Consider the following 19571-nt stretch of genomic DNA (forward strand, 5'->3'; position numbering starts at 1 on the left):
TGTGAACGTGGACCTCACCATCTACGACACCCTCACCATCAGCACTGCTGACGACAGTGTGGAGGTGGTGGCATGAGTCAGATCAGTGTCCAAGACGTCATAGACGCCGGCAGGCGCACCTCCCTCACGGGGAGTGTCCTTGAGGAGTGGGCTGTCAAAGGCACACCCAAGCAGCGTGAGTATCTGCATGAGATCCTGGTTGCTGAACATGAATCACGGCTGGAGTCTCGGCGCCGGCGACTGCTGAAAGCCGCACGCCTACCGGCCTTAAAATCTTTGTCGGGGTTTGATTACAACGCGGTCCGGTTTCCCACTGACTACGGCAGAGAACCTCTGGAGTCGCGTGAGTTCATCACTCACGCTCAGGACCTGGTCCTGTACGGAGATGTTGGGACAGGGAAAACACATATGGCAAGCGCTCTTGTCGCCGCTGCCTGTAACCGCGGTATCCCTGCCCGGTTCTTCACCACCTCAGCCCTGGTCATGGCTCTACGGCGAGCTAAAGAAGAGGACCGGCTTGATAAGGAACTCGCCTCGATCGCGAAGAACGAGTTGATCGTCATTGACGAGCTCGGCTACCTCCCCATCGACACTGAAGGGGCCCGGCTGTTGTTCCAGGTCATCACCGATGGGTATGAGAGACGTAGCCTGGTCATCACCACCAACCTGGAGTTCTCCAGGTGGGGCACCGTTTTCGGGGATGACAATATGGCTGCCGCGGTCATTGATCGCCTCGTCCATCACGGCCGCCTCCTCCAATTCCGAGGAGAGTCCTACCGAGTGAAAAACGCGCTCATGAAATAACAAGAAAAACGCGGCGCTCAAACGGCCTAGAACACAGCTGAAGTGGCCTACTTCTTAGCGCTCTTTCGGCACACATCAACTTGACGAAACACACGCGGTTGCAGGCGAAACCTGGAACCGCTCCGCTGCGCGTCGGATCGACCATCCCTGATCGACAATCAGAGAAGCCAGGCGCTGCCTGCCCACAGGTGTCAATGGTGCGTTAGCGTGGGACATGAAGACCTCCGGTTACTGGATGCGAGCGTGGTAACCCACATCCTGCCGGAGGTCTTCATCTAACTCGAGCGTTCACAACCTCCCGAGGAACTACAGCTAGGCGGAGATCTCGTCTCGCGGCCCGATGTGTGAGGGTTCATGCCGAGACGGGTCGGCCGTTCTTTCTACACTCGGCCAAAAGCTCTCGGTCAGCTGGATCTCATTTTTTCTCGGGTGCTCTTTGTGGCCTCCGCGGGCGTGTCGATCGGTAGCGTCCAACGAGCGGCACGGGCAAGCTCGAAGCGACACCGATGCTTTACGCTGACTGTGTTGAGACGTTTCCAGAAGGAGTTCCCATGTTGCTCACAGATAAGGTCGCAGTCGTCACCGGAGCCGGTTCAGGTTTTGGTGAGGCTACGGCTAAGCTCTTCGCGGAGGAAGGCGCCTCCGTCGTCGTCGTGGACATTGATGGTGACGCCGCTGCGGCTGTTGCGGATGCAATCACAGGTGATGGTGGGACCGCCATCGCCGTGACCGCCGACGTCGCCGATCCTGACGCTGTCAAGGGCTTTATTGATCGTGCGGTCGACGAGTTTGGCCAGCTCGATGTCCTCTTCAACAACGCCGGCATCTACCGTCCCGGCAATGTCGAGGACACCTCAATTGAGGAATGGGACCGGTCGGTCGACGTCAACCTTAAGAGCGTGTTCCTTGGCATGAAATACGCAATGCCGCACCTGAAGAAGACGAAGGGCAACGTCATCTCGACCGCGTCAGCTGGCGGCATCATCGGCTTCCCTGACGCAGTGTCGTACGGGGCGACCAAAGGCGGGGTTGTTTCCCTCACCCGCGCCGCAGCAGTCGACTACGCCAAGGACGACATCCGGGTCAACTGCATTTGCCCCGGCACCGGAGAAACTGGCATGACACGCGGACTCCTCGATGATCCGAACATCAAGGATGCCTTCCTCGCTCCGATCCCGCTCCACCGACTCGGCCAGCCCGAGGATGTCGCGAAGGCGGCGCTCTTCCTCGCCTCTGACCTGTCGGGCTACATCTCAGGCCATGCGCTTCCAGTCGACGGCGGCTGGACGATGTCCTGACGATTGGGGCGCCGTGATCAGCGCCCCTTATGTGTCAATTCTTTATCGGTCGGTCGCCGCAACCGCCCATGTGACTCCGAACCGATCGCGCACCTGGCCGTACCAGTCGCCCCACGGGGCCTGTTCGTAGTCCATGATCTTTTCGCCGCCGTCCTCGGCGAGGCGTTCGAGGAGGGCCCTGCCCTCCTCGACGTCGTCTCCGTAGAGGACCATCGAGTACACCTGCGAGCCGAGAGCCTTGACCTCTCCGTCCCCGCCGGACACATTGACAATGCCGCGGAGCTCGCCGTGGGCGACCCAGTCGGGATCTGGGTTAAAGGGGTATTCGTCCAGGTTGCCCATCTCGCTGTAGAGCATCATCGTGAGCTCGCCCCCGAATACTGATCGGTAGTAGGTGAGGACCTCTGCTGCGTTGCCGGGAAAGGTGAGGTAGAGGCTGTGGCGTAAGGTCATGACGTCTCCTTATCAATTGCGGCCCAGGGTACTCTTGCTCGTCGCGGGCGCAACCGGGGACAGGACCGGTGAGGGACCTCTCGGACTAAGTAGCGTCCTCCACCCGTTCATAGAGTGTTGTCATTGATGGAGGTTATGTGCAGTCGCTGGTGAGGATTCTCAGGTTCACGAAAGAGCTGAGCGGACACTACGCAGCGATCATCACCGCCTCGGTGCTCACGGCCGTTGCCGCCCTGACCGTGCCCTTTATCATCGGGTCAGCGACTGACGTCGTCGTTGAGACTCTTGCGGGTGACCGCTCAGAGGCCGACGCGATCCGGACAGTCCTCCTGCTCGCGGGCGCATTCCTCGCGGTCGAGCTTTTCTCCACGGCCGTGTCATCGGTCGGCGGCTACGTCGGTGATGTCATGAGCGCTCGAATGAGGGAAATCCTCTCGACTCGCTACTACGAGAAGCTTCTCTCTTTGCCTCAGCGCTACTTTGACAATGAGCTGACGGGCAGGATCGTCTCCCGCCTCAACAGATCAATCACTGAGGTGACGAGCTTCGCGAAGTCATTCGCGAACAGCTTCTTCACCCTCCTCATCACGACCGTTGCGGTGCTCGTCATCTCCGCCTGGTACGCGTGGCCGCTCGCCGTGCTCCTCCTCATCGTCTTTCCTGTCTACATGTGGCTGACCGCCATCACGTCGAAGCGGTGGCAGCGGTATGAAGCTGTCAAGAATGAGGACATCGATGTCGCAGGTGGCCGCTTCACTGAGGTTGTCGGCCAGATCAAAGTCGTCAAGTCCTTCGTGTCCGAGCTCCGGGAGCACCGGGTCTTCTCCGAACGCTACGGGCGCACCGTCGAAGCGACGAAGAAGCAGTCGACCCATTGGCACGCAATGGATGCGTTGCGGCGCGGCGTCATGGCCGCGATCTTCTTCGGTGTCTATGCCATCATCTTCACCTATACGGTTCGCGGCATCTTCAGCGTCGGCGACATGGTCCTCCTCGTCCAGCTCGTCGCCATGGCCCGCCAGCCCGTGACCATGATGTCCTTCATTGTCGACTCCGCCCAGCGCGCGATCGCCGGATCTCGCGACTACTTCGAGGTTATCGAGCTCGAGACTGTCGAGGACACTCCGATGTTCGAACAGGCCCGCGTCCTCACCGGGGCAAGGTCGACCTTTGTACGTGACCCACATGCGCCGGCCCTCGTGTTCGAGAACGTGACTTTTGGTTACGACGATGACGAAGCGGTGCTCGACGGGGTGAGCTTCACCGTGGCGAGAGGTGAGCGGGTTGCTCTCGTCGGGGAGTCCGGAGGCGGTAAGACGACGCTTATCAACCTCCTGCTCGGCCTATACCCGCTTCGAAAGGGCCGCATTGCCGTCGCAGGTGAGGATGTCGCGACGATGTCTCTCTATGAGCTCCGCTCCCGCATCGGCGTCGTCTTCCAGGACTCAAGCCTGTTCTCCGGCACCATTCGAGAGAACATCGGATACGCGGACGAGTCGGCGACCGAGGACGCCATCATCGCCGCGGCGAAGAAGGCGAATGCCTGGGAGTTTATTACTCGTTTCAGCAACGGCCTCGACACCGTCATTGGCGAGCGCGGTCTTAAACTGTCTGGCGGGCAGAAGCAGCGCATCTCCGTTGCCCGCGCCATCCTTAAGGACCCGGCTCTGCTCGTCCTCGACGAGGCGACCTCCGCCCTCGACACCCGGTCCGAGCGGCTTGTCCAGGCGGGTCTCGAATCGCTCATGGCGGACCGCACGTCCCTCATCATCGCCCACCGTATGTCCACCATTTCGACGGTCGATCGGATCGTCACCCTTAAGGACGGCCGCGTCGACGAAATCGGCACACCCGCCGACCTCGCAATGAGCGGCGGAATCTACGCCCAGCTGCTTGCGCTTCAGAACGAAGGAACCCGCGACGCAAAGAAGAAGTTGCGTGGCTACGGCATTGAGCGCTAGGACGGCGCGGAAGGGATAACGTGGAAAAGAGAACTCTCAAGGAGGTATCTCGTGGTTGATCTGCTCTCGGCGTCGCCGCTCCTCACCATCTTCATTGTCGTCGCCCTCGGTGCCGCTCTCGGGGCAATCCCCTTCGGACCGCTCCGCCTCGGCGCCGCTGGCGCGCTCTTCGTTGGCCTCGCCATCGGGGCCTTTGTTCCCGACGTCGGCGCAACTCTCGGACTGCTTCAATCTCTTGGTCTCGCCCTGTTCGTCTACATGGTGGGGCTTTCGGCAGGGCAAACGTTCTTCGCTGACCTCAAGCGGCAGGCACCGCTCATGATGTGGGCGGCGATCATCCTTATCCTGGCTGCCGCAGGTGCCATTGTGCTCGGCCGCGTCCTCGGCCTCGAGGTCGACATGGTTACCGGCATTTTCGCTGGCTCCCTCACCTCGACCCCGGCCCTTGCCGCAGCGAACGCCGCGACATCCTCGGGACTTCCTTCGGTCGGCTACGCCATTGGTTATCCGGTAGGCGTCATCCTCGCGATTCTCGTCGTCGCCTGGATTGTCGGCAAGGACTGGCCGGGCCGTAAGGATGTTGGCTCACTCGCGGGTGAGGATATCGACGCTGTCTCCGTCGTCGTGAAGAACCCCATGCCGGTGCGCACCGTCAAGGGCTTCGCCGACCAGGAACTACGCATGAGCTACTTGCGTAGGCACGGGCGCACCCGCGTGATTTCACCCGGTGAAGAGCTTGTCGCCGGTGACGAGGTGCTATTTGTCGGCACTGCCCCCGTTGTCGCAGCCGCTGTCGAGCAGGTGGGGGAGCGGATCCCAGAACATTTGGCGCACGACCGCGCGCAGGTCGACTTCCGTCATTTCGTCGTCTCCAACGACGATCTTGCCGGTCGGACTATTGCTGAGCTCAACTTCGCCGCCCGCTTCGGCGGCGTCGTCACCCGAGTCAGCCGCGGGGACCTTGAGATGCTGGCCCGCGATGATCTCATCCTTGAACTCGGTGACCGAGCCCTCGCCGTCGTTCCGCGGGAGTCACTCGATGAGGTTGCCTCCTTCTTCGGAGATTCGGTCCGGGGCGTTTCTAGCTTCTCGGCGCTCTCAGTGGGGGTGGGGATGGCGCTTGGCTTGCTGGTCGGCATGGTTGAGATTGCCCTACCGGGCGACGCCCAGTTCTCCCTCGGTGCGGCAGCTGGTCCCCTTGTCGTCGGTATGGTCCTCGGTGCACTTCACCGTACGGGCCCCCTGGTATGGCAGGTGCCGCAGGCCGCCAACCTGACGATCCGCCAGCTCGGCCTTCTCATCTTCCTCGCCGCTGTCGGCATCACCGCGGGCCCCGCCTTCATGGAGACTGCGTTCACCCGAGTCGGGGCGCTGTCGGTTGTTGTCGGCGCTGTCGTCGTCCTTATCGCCTCGCTTGGTATGGCGGCGGCGGGACGTCTGTCCGGTCTATCGGTTCCCCGTACCGCCGGCGCAATTGCAGGCATGATCGGGCAACCAGCGATCCTGTCGTATGCCACAAGCCGCCGAGATGACGAACGTATCGAGGCTGGTTATGCGGCATTGTTCGCGCTCAGCATCATTGTGAAGATTCTCCTCGTCCACGCGATCTTGGCGTTCTGAGGAGATTTTTCCCATCCCCGCAGCGCACTTTCTTGTGGACATTTCGGGTCAAACGCCACCCACGAACATCAACGATTCTTTGAGTGCGGCTGGAACATCGTGTGAACACCCTGAGAATTCGGTGAATTCGTCCGCCGTTCCGCGCGTTATCGCGGAGTTTCCGCTAGATTCGACCTAGTGATCCAACCCGGGTCCGCAAGAACAACTGAGGAGAGGTGGGCATTATGTCCCTGAACCGTACCGAGCTCATCGCCAAGATCGCAGAGCGCTCCAACCTGACGAAGACCGATGCCGATGCTGCGATGAACGCCCTGCAGGAGGTTCTCGTCGAGTCCCTGGCTGCTGGAGAGGCCGTCAAGATCACGGGTCTCATGTCGATCGAGCGCACAGAGCGCGCCGCCCGCAAGGGCCGTAACCCCCGCACCGGTGAGGAGATTGAGATCCCGGCGGGCCACGGCGTCAAGCTCTCGGCCGGTTCGGCCCTCAAGAAGGCCGTCGCCAAGTAAAGTCATCCAATCGTTGTGCTGGCCCCGGTGACGGGGCCAGCACTATGATCGAGACCATGAGTCACCAGACATCCGGAAGCGCGTCGACGCAGGCACGTGAAGAGCAGAAGATTAAGCCGGGCGATGCCGAGCGTTATGCCCATTACGTGCGAAAAAACAAGCTGACCGAATCGAATGTGACCGGAAAAGCGGTCATCGCCCTATGCGGCAAGGTGTGGATTCCGGTTCGAAACCCAGAGGTGTTCCCCGTGTGCCCTGCATGCAAGGAAATCTACGCGCAAATGAAGAGCGGCGGCGGCAAAAGCTGACCGATCGCAACAGACTGAGGGAGCGCAATTGCGCTCCCTCTCGTCATGTCCGGACACGGCCGACCGCAGGCTCAGGTGCCGTCGTACGGGTTGTCGTCGCCCGGGAAGATGTCGATCATCGTTGACGGGATGCCCGGCTCGCCCTCCGACAGGCGCCACGCCTGGTACGGCAGTTCGTTACGAGACTCAATGTGATGGGCCGCGGCCTCCTGCGCCGTGAAGTGAGGCTGCACCTCACCAGCGAGGACGAGTGGTACCTGGAGCGGGCGAGCGCCGGTCTCATCTAGCTTTGCGAAGCCCTGCTCCCAGGATTCACAGGACACGATGAGCTCCTCTCGAGCGACGCCATCCTCGTCCCGTCGGCGGCCAGCGACTTTAAGCCCGCCTACCGAGCCCTTCGACTTGGACTTTTTTGCCACTTCGCGGATGTGGCCGTGAGAGTCCTCGCGGGCGACAAGTTTGTAGACGAGCTCTGCCGTGGGGAAACCCGAGCCCGTCACGAGCTTCGTGCCAACGCCGTATGAATCGACAGGAGCGGCGCCGAGCGCCGCAATCGAGTACTCGTCGAGGTCAGAGGTGACCGTGATCTTCGTGCTTGCCGCGCCAAGGTCATTAAGTTGCTGGCGAACCGTGACCGCTTGAGCGACGAGATCGCCAGAATCGAGGCGAATAGCACCGAGCTCGCCTCCGGCGTCGCGTGCTGCTCGGACGGCACGTTCGACGCCCCTGCGCACATCGAACGTGTCAACGAGCAGGGTCGTGTCAGGTCCCATCGACGCGACCTGGGCTGCGAAGGCGTCCTCTTCTGTGTCGTGGACGAGCGTGAACGAGTGAGCTGCCGTGCCGATGGCGCGGATGCCGTGCGTTCGTCCAGCTTCGAGAACCGAGGTGCCCACGAAGCCGCCGACAACGGCTGCTCTGGCGGCGGCAACCGCCGCCTGCTCATGAGTCCTCCGTGCCCCCATCTCCAGGCATGGTCGTCCGTGGGCCGCAATCGTCATGCGGGAGGCAGCGGCTGCGACGGCGGCATCATGGTTGAGGATCGAGAGAATAAGAGTCTCGAGGAGGACGGCTTCGGCGAATGTTCCTGTCACTGTGAGAACGGGGGATCCCGGGAAGAAGCACTCGCCCTCCCGGTAGCCGTAGATGTCGCCCGTGAACCGATAGTCCGCGAGCCACTCGATGGTCGACTCGGAGACAATCCTCCGCTCTCGGAGATAGGTCAGCTCCGCGTCGGAGAAGCGGAAGTTCGCCAGTTGCCTGAGGATCCGACCAGTTCCTGCGACGACGCCATAGCGGCGACCGGGCGGGAGACGGCGGGCAAAGACCTCGAAGACGGACTGTCGATCTGCCGCCCCGGACTGAAGCGTCGATTCGACCATCGTGAGCTCATACATGTCGGTGAGCAGTGCAGTTGACTGGTGCATAGACATCAGACTAACGGCCACGGCTAACCTCACACGTCAAGACGTTGCGATTTGCGTAGAATGGCAGCCAATGACACAGCCGACTTCTTCCCAAGCACCCTCGGAGGAGCAGGTCTCTGCTCCGTCGTGGCGCACCGTTGTCCACGACGATCCGATCAACCTCATGAGCTACGTCGCCTGGGTATTCGAGTCATACTTCGGATTCGATGCCATGACGGCCAACAGGCTCATGATGGAGGTCCACACCCGCGGCCGCGCAGTCGTGTCCTCCGGCTCTCGAGAGGCCATGGAGACCGACGTGCAGGCGATGCACACGTACGGCCTGCGTGCGACCATTGAGAAGGAGTCCTGATGTACGGATTCAAACGGGTGAGGGGTGGGGTCAGCTCCGGCGGCGACATCTTCGAACTCGAACTCGTTGCCTCCCTTATGCGAGACGTCGTCGCCATTCTCGGTGAGGATGTCGCAGTCGTCGACGTCACGGATGACCCCCTCGCGGTTCTCGAGAGGGAGCTTGCCCCCAGTGCCGAGCCTTCCTTTGACCCCGTTGTCGAACGTTTGTTGCCGGACATGAGCGAAGATCCGGACGAGGCGCGCGAGCTACGCGAGCTTAGTGAATCCAGTGTCCGCTCGACGAAGGTATCGAATCTCACGTCCGTGTATAGGGCGTTGTCGTCCTCGACTGGCCGCGTGTTTGTCGCCGAGGATGAGATCCCGGTGTGGATGTCGGCTCTCAACGATTTACGGCTTGTTCTCGGGACGAGACTCGACATCAACGATGAGGCGAGAGCGGAGGAGGTCGCGGCCCGGGCGGGCGAGATTGCCGACGGACACCACGCCAACCCACTGAGAGACGAGGACGAAGTCGAGCATCAGCTCATGCTCGTCTACGCGATGATCACCTGGTGGCAGGATTCACTCATCGACGCCGTGCGGCTCCGGCGGCCGCGCGGATAAGGTCGGTTTATGAATGATGCGCCCATCGGAATCATCGACTCAGGTGTCGGTGGTCTGACGGTCGCACGCGCGATTATTGATCAGCTTCCCGGTGAAGCAATCACCTACATCGGCGACACCGCCAACGCGCCGTATGGTCCGAGGCCGATCGCGGAGGTCCGCGAACTCACCCTCGATGTGCTCGACAAACTTGTCGAATCCGGCGTCAAGATGATCGTCGTCGCCTGTAACTCCGCGTCCGCAGCAGCTCTTCACGATGCTCGTGAACGCTACGAGGCCGGCATGGGGATCCCGGTCCTCGAGGTCATCCGCCCGGCCGTCCGGCGCGCCGCCGCGTCGACCCACACGGGTCGGGTCGGCGTCATCGGCACCGAGGCGACCATCAATTCAGGGGCCTATGGTGACGCGTTCGCAGCAGCCCCGTCCATCACGTTGACGATGGCGGCGGCTCCGCGGTTCGTTGAGTTCGTTGAGTCCGGCCAGACGACCGGGGCCGATCTCCTCGAGGTTGCCTACGAGTACCTCAACCCGATTAAGAAGGCGGGGGTCGACACGCTCGTTCTCGGGTGTACGCACTACCCGCTTCTCACCGGTGTGATCTCGTATGTCATGGGCGAATCGGTCACCCTCGTCTCCTCCGCGGAGGAGACCGCGAAAGACACATACCGGGCCCTTGTGGCTCAGGGCCTCATGAGAACACATCCATCCCCGCCTCACTACCGATTCCTGTCAACAGGTGACGCGGCATCGTTCCAGGTGCTCGCCCGCCGCTTCTTGGGGCCTGAAGTGGGCTCCGTCGACCGTGTGGAGGTCACGTGAAACTCACAGTAGTCGGATGCACCGGCTCGATGTCTGGACCGAAAGGGGCAGCATCGTGCTACATCGTCTCGACCGACACAACGACGATCCTCCTCGACCTGGGGCCGGGCAGCATGGGACAGCTCATGAACCACATCGACCCGGGCGAGATCGACGCGATTGTCCTGTCTCACCTTCACACGGATCACTGTGCCGACATTATCGGTATGCAGGTGTATCGGCGCTGGTTGCCGAGCGGCCCGCTCGGCCCCATTCCCGTCTACAGCCCGGGCGACGGTCTCGTTCGCACCCGGCAGATTGGCGGCGATCCTGCCGACGAGACGTACTCGGGAGAATTCGACTTCCGCACCGTTACCGCAGGTGACACGATCCACATCGGCGACATGTCGATCGAGTTCTTTGCCGCCGTCCATCCTGTCCCGGCGCTCGCGACGAGAATCACCGGCGCCGCGGGCGGCGTTCTCGCCTACTCCGGCGATACGGACTATTGCGAGGGACAGGTCGCTGCGGCACGGAACGCAGACCTCTACCTGTGTGAAGCTGCGTTCGAGGCAACCCGTGACACGGTGCGTGACATCCATCTGACCGGGGGGCGGGCAGGTCGGATCGCCGCCGAAGCGGGAGCGCGAAACCTTGTGCTCACGCACCTGCAACCGTGGACTAATCCGCAGACAGTATCGGACGAAGCTCGCGAAGAATATTCGGGCCCGGTCGCCGTTGCGATTCCGGGTGGGACGTTCCATGTCACCCCTGCCCCTACTATGGAGTCATGAAGACTCGCAAGGACTCCCGCAGGGCAAACGAACTACGCTCGATCACGATCACTCCCAACTGGCAGGAAGCCGGAGAAGGAAGCTGCCTCGTCGAGTTTGGTAAGACACGGGTGCTCTGTACCGCATCATTCACCGAAGGCGTGCCGCGCTGGAAGAAGGGCGCCGGGAGCGGTTGGGTGACGGCCGAGTACGCGATGCTACCGCGCGCAACCGACTCTCGCGGTATACGCGAATCAGTTAAGGGCAAGATTGGCGGTCGCACACACGAAATCTCTCGCCTCATTGGACGCTCACTGCGCGCTGTCGTCGACATGGACAAGCTCGGTGAAAACTCAATAGTGCTTGACTGCGATGTCCTCCAGGCTGATGGTGGGACGCGCACCGCCTCCATCACCGGCGCCTATGTCGCCCTCGCACTCGCGGTCGATTGGGCACTGCAGAACAAGATCCTCAAGGCGTCGCCGCTCAAGGATTCTGTCGCCGCCGTATCCGTCGGCATCGTTGACGGCGTCCCATTGCTCGACCTTCCATACGAAGAGGATGTGCGCGCCGAGACGGACATGAACGTCGTCGTTACCGGCTCGGGATCCTTCGTCGAGATCCAGGGAACTGCAGAAGACGGTACGTTCAACCGCAACGAGCTCGACGCGATGTTGGATCTCGCTCTCTCGGGCACGGCCGAGCTCACCGAGCTGCAAAAGGAGGCGCTCGCGTGATTCTTGCCTCCCGCAACGCCCACAAGCTCGGCGAAGTCCGGCAGATTCTCCGGCGAGACGATATCGAACTGTCCCCAGAAGGGCTGGGCGAGCCAATCGAGGATGATGTGACGTTTGCCGGAAACGCTCTTATCAAAGCTCGCTACGTCGCCGAACGCACCGGTACTCCTGTCGTCGCGGATGACTCCGGCTTGTGCGTTGATGTCCTCGGTGGTGCCCCCGGCGTCTTCTCAGCCCGATGGTCCGGCAGACACGGTGCTGACCAGGAGAACCTTGAGCTTCTTCTGCGTCAGCTCGCCGATGTGCGGGACGAGCATCGGGCCGCGACATTCATCTGTGCCGCCGTGTATGTGGATCCTCGCGGGCGTGAGCTCATCGCGACGGGAACGATGGAGGGTACGCTCTTGCGCGAGCCGCGTGGCGAGGGTGGCTTTGGCTATGACCCCATTTTTCAGCCACATGGTCATGATGTGAGCGCAGCAGAGCTGTCACCGGAGGAGAAGAATGCGATCTCCCACCGGGGGCATGCCTTCCGTGCGCTCAAGGCCGAACTTGATCGACTGAGGATCGGGTAACGTTCCCGATCTCTTCACCTCACGGGGCGAAATCTACGGGTCGACGCTCTCACTCGCCGAGGGAACCTGAGCGGACATACTGCGCTTGAGTTGGTGGCTTCGTTGCCGTTCGAACGAGTGTCCTCACCGTGGAGAACGAGAGCTCCGAAAAGCGGCTATCGCCCGCCACCCGAAGAAAAACACCGCAAGGACCGACGCGGTGACGAGAGTGAAGGCTCCTGCCAACCCGTCGCCGAACAGCGCGCGAAGGCCGAGGCCGCCGATTGTCGTCACGGACCAGACAATCGCTCCCGAGACGAGCGAGGCAGGGTCACGTGAGACCCGCGGGAGCGCCCAAGCTCCGACGAGGGCGATGATGAAGGGAAGAGCTGTGAGTGGGTACTCGGCGGGTGGGGACCCGTGCGATGCCATGCCAAGAGCGACGAATCCGGCTGTCAACACGAGGTCGAGGAGAAAAGCCCTCATCTAGATCGCGGCCATGTGGGCAAGCGCCTGCCTGAGGATCTGCGCATGGGATTCGCTCATCTCCGCCTGAAGTTCGGGGGTGCGGACTTCCCCGGGCGAGAACCACGTGACGTCGAGCGTGTGGGCGGCTGGGTCGCATTCACCCATGACGGGAACGATGTAGCACAGGGACACTGCATGGTGGCGTTCGTCGAACTTATCGGAGCCCGGGGTGGGAAAATACTCGGCCACGGTGAACGGCGTGATCGTCGCTGGCAGCTGAGGGAGCGACATTGGGCCGAGATCCTTTTCGAGGTGCCGGGCGATCGCCTCCCGGAGAGACTCGTGGTAGAGGACGCGTCCAGAGACGAGCGCGCGGGAAATCCCATCGTTCTGAGCTTCGAGGAGGAGCCCGATTGACTCGAGCTGACCGACCTCGTCTGTGCGGATCGGGACAATGTCGACGTACACCATGGGCACTTTGCGCCGAACAAACTCCAACTCCTCTGGCGACAGCCAGGGCCCCATATCTCCAGATGCAATATCGCTCACGTCTCGATTGTGCCAGCACTTCATCGAAACTATGAGATTGTCAGCGTATGGAGAACATTCGTCGCCTCTACTGGGGTGGGGCAGTCCTCGGCGCCATGTACTCGCTCTCGGGTATTGTCGTGTCGATCCTGACAGGATTCCCGCCCGGGCTCCTCATCGCCGTCACTTTCTCGGTTATTGGTGCCGTTATCGCCTACGTCGGCGCAAGGAAGGCCGATCTGGCGTGGTGGGCTGCCGGAATCCTCATGACGGGCTTCGTCACCCCGACGACATGGGGAATCGTGCCACTTATCATCGCGCTTGCTCTTGTCCTCGTTGCAGCCGTCCTCGTGTGGCAGCAGGAGCGTCGCCGCTCACGAGACTGACAGCGCCGTTCAGGAGCCAACGAGTGGCACGAATCGGTAAAGACCGTGCTCTGTGACGTCTGGGCCGTCTGCGCGCATGACAATCCGCAACATCCTGCCGTTGACCGGAATAACCATGACGCCGCCAACGTCGAGCTGGTCGACGAGAGCGTTCGGTATACGACTGGCCTCTGCCGAGACGAGAATCCTGTCATATGGCGCAAGTTCGGGCCATCCCAGATTGTCAGGGTCAGCATCGTGGATCGTCGCCCACGGCAGGTCCTCGCCCTTGAGCACGGTTCGAGCCCGCTCCGCGAGCTGCGGCACAATTTCGGTTGCCGTCACAGTACCGTCGGGACCGACAATGTCGCCAAGGATTGCCGTCGTCCACCCCGACCCGGAACCGACATCGAGCACATGATGGCCAGGATGGACGTCGAGAAGGACGAGCATGTCGACGACCGTCGACGGTTGAGAGTTCGTCTGACCGTGACCAATACTGATCGGATGATCAAGCCCGGCCGATCGCCTGGCATGCTCGGGAAGGAACCGCGTCCGATCGCGTCTCCTCATTGCCTCAATGACACGTAGTCGCTCACTCATTGCTCCTCCTGGCACTTACTCGGAATCTATCACCGACGTCGAGGGCCCGTAAGGCCCCGGCATAGCCGCTTCTGACGCTGCCGTTACTGTCGTCCTCTAGCCGATGACAGCGCCCAAGAATCAGAGAACGTGAAGCGGCGATGGTTGCGGCGCGTACAGCCATGCCGGGAGGATGGATTGAGGGCATTTGAGTAAGGCGCACGGGAGGACTCATGAGAGTAGTGGCAACCACGATTACGGGGCGGGTCCAAGGAGTTGGATACAGGTATAGCGCGGCGCGGCGGGCCCGCGAGCTCAAGCTTGCTGGCTGGGTGCGCAACACGGAGGACGGATCCGTCGAGGCTCTTCTCATCGGCGAGGACGCGTCTGTCGCCAAGATGCTGGATTGGTGCGCAGTCGGGCCGCCAGCGGCCCGGGTGGCGGCTGTGCACACCGCGGACCTCGAGCCCGGCGACTACGCAGACGTGAGCGGCTTCGATATTCGAGAAGGCGGCGGGGCCTGAAAAGACCGGCGCACGTGATGCAGAAGAATACAGCCCGGCTGCAGAACAGTGGGGCGCCCCATAGAGGCGCCCCACTCGGTATCGGTCAGCTTGTGGCTGGAACCGTCAAGCTGGTGTTGATGGCGTCGACGGACGCCTTCGCGTCGCCGAGGAGCATCTGAGTGTTGTCCGCAAAGAAGAGCGGGTTCTCAACCCCGGCATAGCCAGCGTTGCCCATGGAGCGCTTGAACACGATGACGTTTTTCGCCTCCCACACCTTGAGGACCGGCATTCCTTCAATGGGGGAGCCAGGCTCTTCAGCTGCAGGGTTGACGGTGTCGTTCGCACCGATGACGAGAACGACGTCGACATCAGAGAACTCTTCGTTGACCTCGTCGAGCTCGAAGACAATGTCGTACGGAACCTTTGCTTCGGCGAGAAGGACGTTCATGTGGCCAGGTAGGCGGCCAGCGACGGGATGGATTCCGAAGGAGACATCAACGCCCGCCTCGCGCAAACGCTTCGTCATGTCAGCCACGGGGTACTGTGCCTGGGCGACCGCCATGCCATAGCCGGGGGTGATGACGACCTTCTTGGCGTTCGCCAGCATCTCGGCGACATCGTCCGCGGCGGTCTCGGTGTGCGTACCGTAGTCCCGCTCCGCGGCCGCCGCGGTGGGCTGGCCGAATCCGCCGAGGATGACGGAGATGAAGGAGCGATTCATGGCGCGGCACATGATGTACGACAGGAATGCACCGGAGGAGCCGACGAGAGCGCCGGTGATGATGAGGAGATCGTTCGAGAGCATGAATCCGGCCGCGGCTGCCGCCCAGCCCGAGTAGGAGTTGAGCATCGAGACAACGACGGGCATGTCGCCGCCGCCGATCGCCGCAACAAGGTGCAGGCCAAGAGCAAGTGCGATGACGGTCATGATGATGAGCGGCACGAGCCCCTCACCGAGGGTGGCCGTGTTCATGAACCACACCATGAGGCCGATCGAAACGAGAACAGCCACGAGGTTGAGGAGATTTCTGCCGGGTAGCGTGAGAGCCGCAGACTTCATCTTCGCCGACAGCTTGAGGTAAGCGATGATCGAGCCGGTGAACGTCACGGCGCCGATGAAGATGCCGAGGAAAATCTCGCCCATGTGGAATGCATGACCCGGCCCGCTGTCACCCGCGGAGGTGATGAACGTGTTGTAGCCGACAAGGACAGCAGCGAGGCCGACGAACGAGTGCAACAGCGCGATGAGCTGCGGCATCTCCGTCATCTCGACCTTCTTCGCCACCCGCAGGCCAACGATGGCGCCAATGGCGAGAGCAACAAGGATGAGGATGAGGGTGAGGGCGACGCCGCGCGCCGGATCGGAATCGACAGCGAGCCAAATTGTCGCGACAAGGGCGATGCCCATTCCAATCGCGCCCGAGGTGTTGCCCGACTGGGCCGTGTCATAGGCCGACAGGCCGCGCAACGCATTAATGAAGAAAAGTGCGGCGACGAGGTAGGCGAGTACAACGATATTCTGAGCATCCATGTCATGCCCTCCTAAACATGCCGAGCATGCGGTGTGTGACGGCGAAGCCGCCGAAGATATTGATGGACGAGATGACGATTGCGATGAAGCTGAAGACCGTCACGACCCAGCTACCTGTTCCGATAAGGATGATCGCGCCGACGATGATGATGCCGGAGATCGCGTTCGTCACGCTCATGAGCGGGGTATGCAGAGCGTGGGTGACATTCGTGATGACGTAGAAGCCGACAATGATCGCGAGCGCGAGGACGATGTAGTGTCCTGTCATTCCGACCGGGCTCACGAGGACGAGCGCTGCACCGAGGACCGCAGTAAGCGCTAGCCAGATCGTCGACTTCTTGATCCCGCGTGCGGCGGGTTTCTCCTCGACGATCGCGGCTGGCTCAACTGCCTTCGGTTGCGGGGCGGCAGAGACCTGGATCGGTGGCGGGGGCCACATGACCTGCCCCGCGTCCGCCACCGTGACAGCGCGGATGATGACGTCATCAAAGTTGATTGCCGCCCGGCCGTCCTTCTCGGGGGTGAGTAGCTTGAGGTAGTTGACGATGTTCTGCGCATACAGTTGCGAGGACTGGGCGGGCAGGCGGGCGGCGAGATCCTCAATACCGATGATCGTCACGCCGTTCTCAGTCACGACTGTCCGGCCCGGTTCGGTCAACTCGCAGTTGCCACCACCAGCGGCGGCCATGTCGACGATGACGGAGCCGGGCTTCATGGCGTCGACCATGTCGGCTGTGATGAGGATGGGGGAACGGCGGCCAGGAATTGACGCCGTCGAGATGACGATGTCAGCGGCAGCGGTCTGCTCCGCGTACAGCCGAGTAGCGGCCTCCGCCTGTGCGTCCGTCATCTCCTTCGCGTAGCCGTCGGAGGACTCCTGCGCTGGGGCGGGGATCGGAACGAATTCGGCGCCCATCGACTCGACTTGCTCGCCGACCTCGGAGCGGATATCGGTGGCGCGGACAATGGCGCCCATCGAACCTGCGGTGCCGATCGCGGCAAGACCGGCGACGCCGGCGCCGATGACGTAGATAGCGGCTGGCGGAACCTTGCCGGCTGCCGTCACCTGACCGGTGAAGAGACGGCCGAAGGCATGGGCGGCCTCAACAACGGCACGATAGCCCGCGATGTTCGCCTGGCTTGAGAGGACGTCCATCGATTGGGCACGGGAGATGCGGGGGATGGCGTCCATCGCCATCGCCGTCACGCCACGCTCGGCGAGCGCTTCGACGAGCGCGGTGTTCGCTCCCGGGGCGAGCTTGGAGATGAGGATGCCGCCGCGGCGGATCTTCTCTAGCTCCGCGGGAGGTCGAATGCTCGTCACGATGTCGGAGGACCAGGCCTCCTCGGCGTCGACAATCCGGGCACCCGCACTGATGTACTGCTCATCCGGGAACTGCGCTTCAGCTCCGGCCCCGGATTCGACTGCAACGTCGTAGCCGAGCTTAATCAGTTGGGCGACGGTGTCGGGAGTGGCCGCGACAAGGGTCTGGCCCTGTTCGGCCGGTACACCAATTCGCACAGTAAATCCCTTCAATAAAGACACTAATGAGAAAAGAATATCCGGTCATAATGGGCATGCATGGGGATTGTGTCCTACCACAAGTCGGTCGGGACTTTGAGGTGATCGAGAACCTCGGCGATAAACGACATTGTTCCGAGAGCCAGAACGTCTCCCTCAAGCCCAGCAGACACGTCCTGAAGGGTGGGAAGACCCGCTGGGTAAGGCAACCCGGGAACGCACACGTGGATCGCGTTCGGGACGAGTGCGCTGCATCCATCGCGGTCCTTCGACTCCGGCCACGAGGCGACGATGGTTGGAGCGGGTAGCGGTGATGCCTCCAGCGCAGCGGCAACCCCGGCCGGTGAGATCGCAGCGTCGACGAACCAGCGGCCTGCTGGCCCGGTGTGGATTGAGGAGCGGCCGGGGAGATTAGGCACCCGAAAGTCACGTGGGCGGTGGCCGAGAAGCCCCGCCATCGCCGTCCCCACAGCCGCACCAACTCCCATGTTTTCGCCGATAAGGGGATTGATGTGAGGCAGCGGAGTCACCGGCACGATCTCGGCCCCCCATGTCTCCGCCGTGGAGTGAACGAGGTGGTGTGCATGAAGCTCCTGCTCCGCGGAGCCGACAATCCGGACACTGCTGGACCCCGCCCCGATGAGGTTCTCTGCGATCGACGTGAGGTCATCGCCAATGATTCCCGCATGCTCGATGAAGATCGGAGTGATGGCGAGAGCACTGTGGGCGAACAGGGACACCTCGTCGGTCACGCCACCCATGCCCTCTTCGACGATGAGGACGTCGGAACCAATCTGCTCTGCCCACCACGCCCCCATGATCGTGTATGCACCCGAGGGTGAGAGGTAATGGTCAGGTGGAAGCAACGGAAGAAGCTCCGACAGATGTGCCGAAAGTCTCACATATTCGTCGTGAGACAATTCCGCTCCGTCGACTCTGATCCGCTCGCGGTTCGAGCGGAACGCTGGCGAGGTGATGGCGACTGTTGTGAGGCCTGCCGCAGTCAGCGCCATCGATGCAGCCGCGACTGCGGTGCCCTTGCCCTTGGACCCGACGACCGCCATTGACGGCGGCGGGGACAGCGACAGCGCGCTGGCGAGTGCGACGGATGAATGAAGGGTGCGCGACATCTTGCCCCTGCGCTCCCACTGGGCGAAGAATGGCTCGTCTTCTGGCAGGTGTCGTGCTGTCATTACCCGCATCCTAGTCAGCTCCCGGCAGATTCTGTTCCTTCGCCATCACCCGCGGATAGAATCCCTTCATGACACGACTTCAGCCGGGCGATCCGGCTCCGCAATTCGAAATCGACACACCGAGCGGAAAGCTGGCGTTGGCAGACCTTCTCAAACAAGCCGAGAAGGGCGTTATCGTCTACTTCTATCCGAAGGCGATGACTCCGGGATGTACGACGGAAGCCTGCGACTTCCGGGATTCCAGGCTGACCGACTCGGGGTACCGAGTCATTGGGATCTCGCCCGATCCACTTGACAAGCTTGAGGCTTTCAGAGACGCCGAGCTACTCGACTTCCCTCTGGGCTCCGACCCGGACCACGAGGTACTCGAGGCCTATGGTGCGTGGGGCGAGAAGAAGAACTATGGACGCACGGTGATGGGCGTCATCCGCTCGACATTCGTCATCAATCCCGATGGCACAATCGCCGAGGCGATGTACAACGTGAAGGCGACGGGTCACGTCGCACGCGTGACAAAGAACATTTTCGGATAGCAGTTCGGCGATAACGGGTGTCGTCACCTATCCTGATAGTCGCGCGCGAGTGGCGGAATTGGCAGACGCGCTGGATTTAGGTTCCAGTGTCTTCGGACGTGCGGGTTCAAGTCCCGCCTCGCGCACGACTGTTTTACCTCCGATCGA

At 61.8% G+C, this 19571-nt stretch carries 23 protein-coding genes, 1 tRNA gene and 1 pseudogene; 16 read left to right on the forward strand and 9 right to left on the reverse strand.

Annotated features, from left to right (window positions below; translation table 11 throughout):
- Nucleotides 1–72: 72 nt before the first annotated feature.
- Nucleotides 73–804: an IS21-like element helper ATPase IstB gene (istB, locus tag H7E91_RS04670; protein WP_182353945.1), complete on the forward strand. Its 732-nt coding sequence runs from the start codon at nt 73–75 to the stop codon at nt 802–804.
- A 93-nt stretch (nt 805–897) separates the two neighbouring features.
- On the opposite strand, the pseudogene H7E91_RS04675 reads toward istB, so the two are convergent.
- Nucleotides 898–1020, reverse strand: a pseudogene (locus H7E91_RS04675) (IS481 family transposase); the annotation flags it as partial.
- A 335-nt stretch (nt 1021–1355) separates the two neighbouring features.
- Between H7E91_RS04675 and budC the strand changes: the two are divergent.
- Nucleotides 1356–2102, forward strand: a complete 747-nt coding sequence (gene budC / locus H7E91_RS04680) for a meso-2,3-butanediol dehydrogenase (protein ID WP_182353946.1) — start codon at nt 1356–1358, stop codon at nt 2100–2102.
- Nucleotides 2103–2144: 42 nt separating this feature from the next.
- Here budC and H7E91_RS04685 read toward each other — a convergent pair whose 3' ends face one another.
- Entirely contained in the window at nt 2145–2555 is a 411-nt protein-coding gene (locus H7E91_RS04685; protein WP_182353947.1) for a VOC family protein, read from the reverse strand.
- Nucleotides 2556–2704: 149 nt separating this feature from the next.
- Here H7E91_RS04685 and H7E91_RS04690 point away from each other — a divergent pair, with 149 nt between their 5' ends.
- From H7E91_RS04690 to H7E91_RS04705, 4 genes are all read left to right on the forward strand, one after another.
- The gene (locus tag H7E91_RS04690; protein WP_338401731.1) at nt 2705–4516 is read left to right on the forward strand and encodes an ABC transporter ATP-binding protein; all 1812 of its coding nucleotides are present in this window, start codon (nt 2705–2707) and stop codon (nt 4514–4516) included.
- A 51-nt stretch (nt 4517–4567) separates the two neighbouring features.
- On the forward strand, nt 4568–6136 hold the full coding sequence (locus H7E91_RS04695) for an aspartate-alanine antiporter-like transporter (protein WP_182353949.1): 1569 nt from the start codon (nt 4568–4570) through the stop codon (nt 6134–6136).
- Between the two features lie 224 nt (nt 6137–6360).
- Nucleotides 6361–6642, forward strand: a complete 282-nt coding sequence (locus H7E91_RS04700; protein WP_182353950.1) for an HU family DNA-binding protein — start codon at nt 6361–6363, stop codon at nt 6640–6642.
- Nucleotides 6643–6698: 56 nt separating this feature from the next.
- Nucleotides 6699–6950, forward strand: a complete 252-nt coding sequence (locus H7E91_RS04705) for a DUF3039 domain-containing protein (RefSeq protein ID WP_182353951.1) — start codon at nt 6699–6701, stop codon at nt 6948–6950.
- A 71-nt stretch (nt 6951–7021) separates the two neighbouring features.
- Here the strand turns inward: H7E91_RS04705 and H7E91_RS04710 are convergent, their stop codons facing one another.
- Nucleotides 7022–8383, reverse strand: a complete 1362-nt coding sequence (locus H7E91_RS04710; RefSeq protein ID WP_182354107.1) for a nicotinate phosphoribosyltransferase — start codon at nt 8381–8383, stop codon at nt 7022–7024.
- 64 nt (nt 8384–8447) lie between these two features.
- Between H7E91_RS04710 and clpS the strand changes: the two genes are divergently transcribed.
- Genes clpS through rdgB form a run of 6 tightly spaced genes read left to right on the forward strand, consistent with a single transcriptional unit; the run spans nt 8448 to nt 12217 of the window.
- Nucleotides 8448–8729, forward strand: a complete 282-nt coding sequence (clpS, locus tag H7E91_RS04715) for an ATP-dependent Clp protease adapter ClpS (RefSeq protein ID WP_182353952.1) — start codon at nt 8448–8450, stop codon at nt 8727–8729.
- On the forward strand, nt 8729–9334 hold the full coding sequence (locus H7E91_RS04720) for a DUF2017 family protein (protein ID WP_182353953.1): 606 nt from the start codon (nt 8729–8731) through the stop codon (nt 9332–9334). Before clpS ends, H7E91_RS04720 begins: the two co-directional genes overlap by 1 nt.
- A 9-nt stretch (nt 9335–9343) precedes the next feature.
- Nucleotides 9344–10153, forward strand: a complete 810-nt coding sequence (gene murI / locus H7E91_RS04725) for a glutamate racemase (protein WP_182353954.1) — start codon at nt 9344–9346, stop codon at nt 10151–10153.
- Nucleotides 10150–10926 carry an MBL fold metallo-hydrolase gene (locus H7E91_RS04730; protein WP_182353955.1) on the forward strand — a complete coding sequence of 259 codons (777 nt, stop codon included), beginning with the start codon at nt 10150–10152 and terminating at the stop codon, nt 10924–10926. The genes murI and H7E91_RS04730 overlap by 4 nt, the downstream gene beginning before the upstream one ends.
- Complete coding sequence (gene rph / locus H7E91_RS04735) at nt 10923–11642, forward strand: ribonuclease PH (protein ID WP_182353956.1); 720 nt, start codon at nt 10923–10925, stop codon at nt 11640–11642. The genes H7E91_RS04730 and rph overlap by 4 nt, the downstream gene beginning before the upstream one ends.
- On the forward strand, nt 11639–12217 hold the full coding sequence (gene rdgB / locus H7E91_RS04740; RefSeq protein ID WP_182353957.1) for an RdgB/HAM1 family non-canonical purine NTP pyrophosphatase: 579 nt from the start codon (nt 11639–11641) through the stop codon (nt 12215–12217). The genes rph and rdgB overlap by 4 nt, the downstream gene beginning before the upstream one ends.
- A gap of 123 nt (nt 12218–12340) precedes the next feature.
- Here the strand turns inward: rdgB and H7E91_RS04745 are convergent, their stop codons facing one another.
- Both H7E91_RS04745 and H7E91_RS04750 read right to left on the reverse strand, forming a co-directional pair.
- Nucleotides 12341–12682: a DUF3054 domain-containing protein gene (locus H7E91_RS04745; RefSeq protein WP_182353958.1), complete on the reverse strand. Its 342-nt coding sequence runs from the start codon at nt 12680–12682 to the stop codon at nt 12341–12343.
- On the reverse strand, nt 12683–13213 hold the full coding sequence (locus H7E91_RS04750; protein WP_182353959.1) for a DUF4916 domain-containing protein: 531 nt from the start codon (nt 13211–13213) through the stop codon (nt 12683–12685).
- A 47-nt stretch (nt 13214–13260) separates the two neighbouring features.
- Between H7E91_RS04750 and H7E91_RS04755 the strand changes: the two genes are divergently transcribed.
- Nucleotides 13261–13578, forward strand: a complete 318-nt coding sequence (locus H7E91_RS04755; RefSeq protein WP_182353960.1) for a hypothetical protein — start codon at nt 13261–13263, stop codon at nt 13576–13578.
- 9 nt (nt 13579–13587) lie between these two features.
- Here H7E91_RS04755 and H7E91_RS04760 read toward each other — a convergent pair whose 3' ends face one another.
- Entirely contained in the window at nt 13588–14160 is a 573-nt protein-coding gene (locus H7E91_RS04760) for a protein-L-isoaspartate O-methyltransferase family protein (RefSeq protein WP_206680357.1), read from the reverse strand.
- Nucleotides 14161–14372: 212 nt separating this feature from the next.
- Here H7E91_RS04760 and H7E91_RS04765 point away from each other — a divergent pair, with 212 nt between their 5' ends.
- The gene (locus H7E91_RS04765) at nt 14373–14663 is read left to right on the forward strand and encodes an acylphosphatase (RefSeq protein ID WP_182353961.1); all 291 of its coding nucleotides are present in this window, start codon (nt 14373–14375) and stop codon (nt 14661–14663) included.
- Between the two features lie 85 nt (nt 14664–14748).
- Here H7E91_RS04765 and pntB read toward each other — a convergent pair whose 3' ends face one another.
- The 3 genes from pntB to H7E91_RS04780 all read right to left on the reverse strand — a co-directional run bounded on the left by pntB (nt 14749) and on the right by H7E91_RS04780 (nt 18891).
- Nucleotides 14749–16176 carry a Re/Si-specific NAD(P)(+) transhydrogenase subunit beta gene (gene pntB, locus H7E91_RS04770; protein WP_182353962.1) on the reverse strand — a complete coding sequence of 476 codons (1428 nt, stop codon included), beginning with the start codon at nt 16174–16176 and terminating at the stop codon, nt 14749–14751.
- Between the two features lies 1 nt (nt 16177).
- Nucleotides 16178–17698 carry a Re/Si-specific NAD(P)(+) transhydrogenase subunit alpha gene (locus H7E91_RS04775; protein WP_182353963.1) on the reverse strand — a complete coding sequence of 507 codons (1521 nt, stop codon included), beginning with the start codon at nt 17696–17698 and terminating at the stop codon, nt 16178–16180.
- A 74-nt stretch (nt 17699–17772) separates the two neighbouring features.
- Nucleotides 17773–18891, reverse strand: coding sequence for a folylpolyglutamate synthase/dihydrofolate synthase family protein (locus tag H7E91_RS04780; protein WP_182353964.1), 1119 nt, complete (start codon nt 18889–18891; stop codon nt 17773–17775).
- Nucleotides 18892–18959: 68 nt separating this feature from the next.
- On the opposite strand from H7E91_RS04780, the gene H7E91_RS04785 reads away from it, so the two are divergent.
- Complete coding sequence (locus H7E91_RS04785) at nt 18960–19424, forward strand: peroxiredoxin (protein WP_182353965.1); 465 nt, start codon at nt 18960–18962, stop codon at nt 19422–19424.
- A 43-nt stretch (nt 19425–19467) separates the two neighbouring features.
- Nucleotides 19468–19549: transfer RNA gene (locus tag H7E91_RS04790), tRNA-Leu, on the forward strand.
- Nucleotides 19550–19571: the final 22 nt, after the last annotated feature.

This window comes from Flaviflexus huanghaiensis, from assembly GCF_014118685.1.
Lineage (GTDB): Bacteria > Actinomycetota > Actinomycetes > Actinomycetales > Actinomycetaceae > Flaviflexus > Flaviflexus huanghaiensis.

Bases quoted from the DNA above. Each gene is read 5' to 3' on its own strand.
- H7E91_RS04760 (WP_206680357.1), bottom strand. From the start codon at position 14,160: ATGAGTGAGCGACTACGTGTCATTGAGGCAATGAGGAGACGCGATCGG.
- H7E91_RS04765 (WP_182353961.1), top strand. From the start codon at position 14,373: ATGAGAGTAGTGGCAACCACGATTACGGGGCGGGTCCAAGGAGTTGGA.
- pntB (WP_182353962.1), bottom strand. From the start codon at position 16,176: ATGGATGCTCAGAATATCGTTGTACTCGCCTACCTCGTCGCCGCACTT.
- H7E91_RS04755 (WP_182353960.1), top strand. From the start codon at position 13,261: ATGGAGAACATTCGTCGCCTCTACTGGGGTGGGGCAGTCCTCGGCGCC.
- murI (WP_182353954.1), top strand. From the start codon at position 9,344: ATGAATGATGCGCCCATCGGAATCATCGACTCAGGTGTCGGTGGTCTG.
- rph (WP_182353956.1), top strand. From the start codon at position 10,923: ATGAAGACTCGCAAGGACTCCCGCAGGGCAAACGAACTACGCTCGATC.
- H7E91_RS04705 (WP_182353951.1), top strand. From the start codon at position 6,699: ATGAGTCACCAGACATCCGGAAGCGCGTCGACGCAGGCACGTGAAGAG.
- H7E91_RS04785 (WP_182353965.1), top strand. From the start codon at position 18,960: ATGACACGACTTCAGCCGGGCGATCCGGCTCCGCAATTCGAAATCGAC.
- budC (WP_182353946.1), top strand. From the start codon at position 1,356: ATGTTGCTCACAGATAAGGTCGCAGTCGTCACCGGAGCCGGTTCAGGT.
- clpS (WP_182353952.1), top strand. From the start codon at position 8,448: ATGACACAGCCGACTTCTTCCCAAGCACCCTCGGAGGAGCAGGTCTCT.
- H7E91_RS04720 (WP_182353953.1), top strand. From the start codon at position 8,729: ATGTACGGATTCAAACGGGTGAGGGGTGGGGTCAGCTCCGGCGGCGAC.
- H7E91_RS04745 (WP_182353958.1), bottom strand. From the start codon at position 12,682: ATGAGGGCTTTTCTCCTCGACCTCGTGTTGACAGCCGGATTCGTCGCT.
- H7E91_RS04700 (WP_182353950.1), top strand. From the start codon at position 6,361: ATGTCCCTGAACCGTACCGAGCTCATCGCCAAGATCGCAGAGCGCTCC.
- H7E91_RS04780 (WP_182353964.1), bottom strand. From the start codon at position 18,891: ATGACAGCACGACACCTGCCAGAAGACGAGCCATTCTTCGCCCAGTGG.
- H7E91_RS04685 (WP_182353947.1), bottom strand. From the start codon at position 2,555: ATGACCTTACGCCACAGCCTCTACCTCACCTTTCCCGGCAACGCAGCA.
- H7E91_RS04710 (WP_182354107.1), bottom strand. From the start codon at position 8,383: ATGTCTATGCACCAGTCAACTGCACTGCTCACCGACATGTATGAGCTC.
- istB (WP_182353945.1), top strand. From the start codon at position 73: ATGAGTCAGATCAGTGTCCAAGACGTCATAGACGCCGGCAGGCGCACC.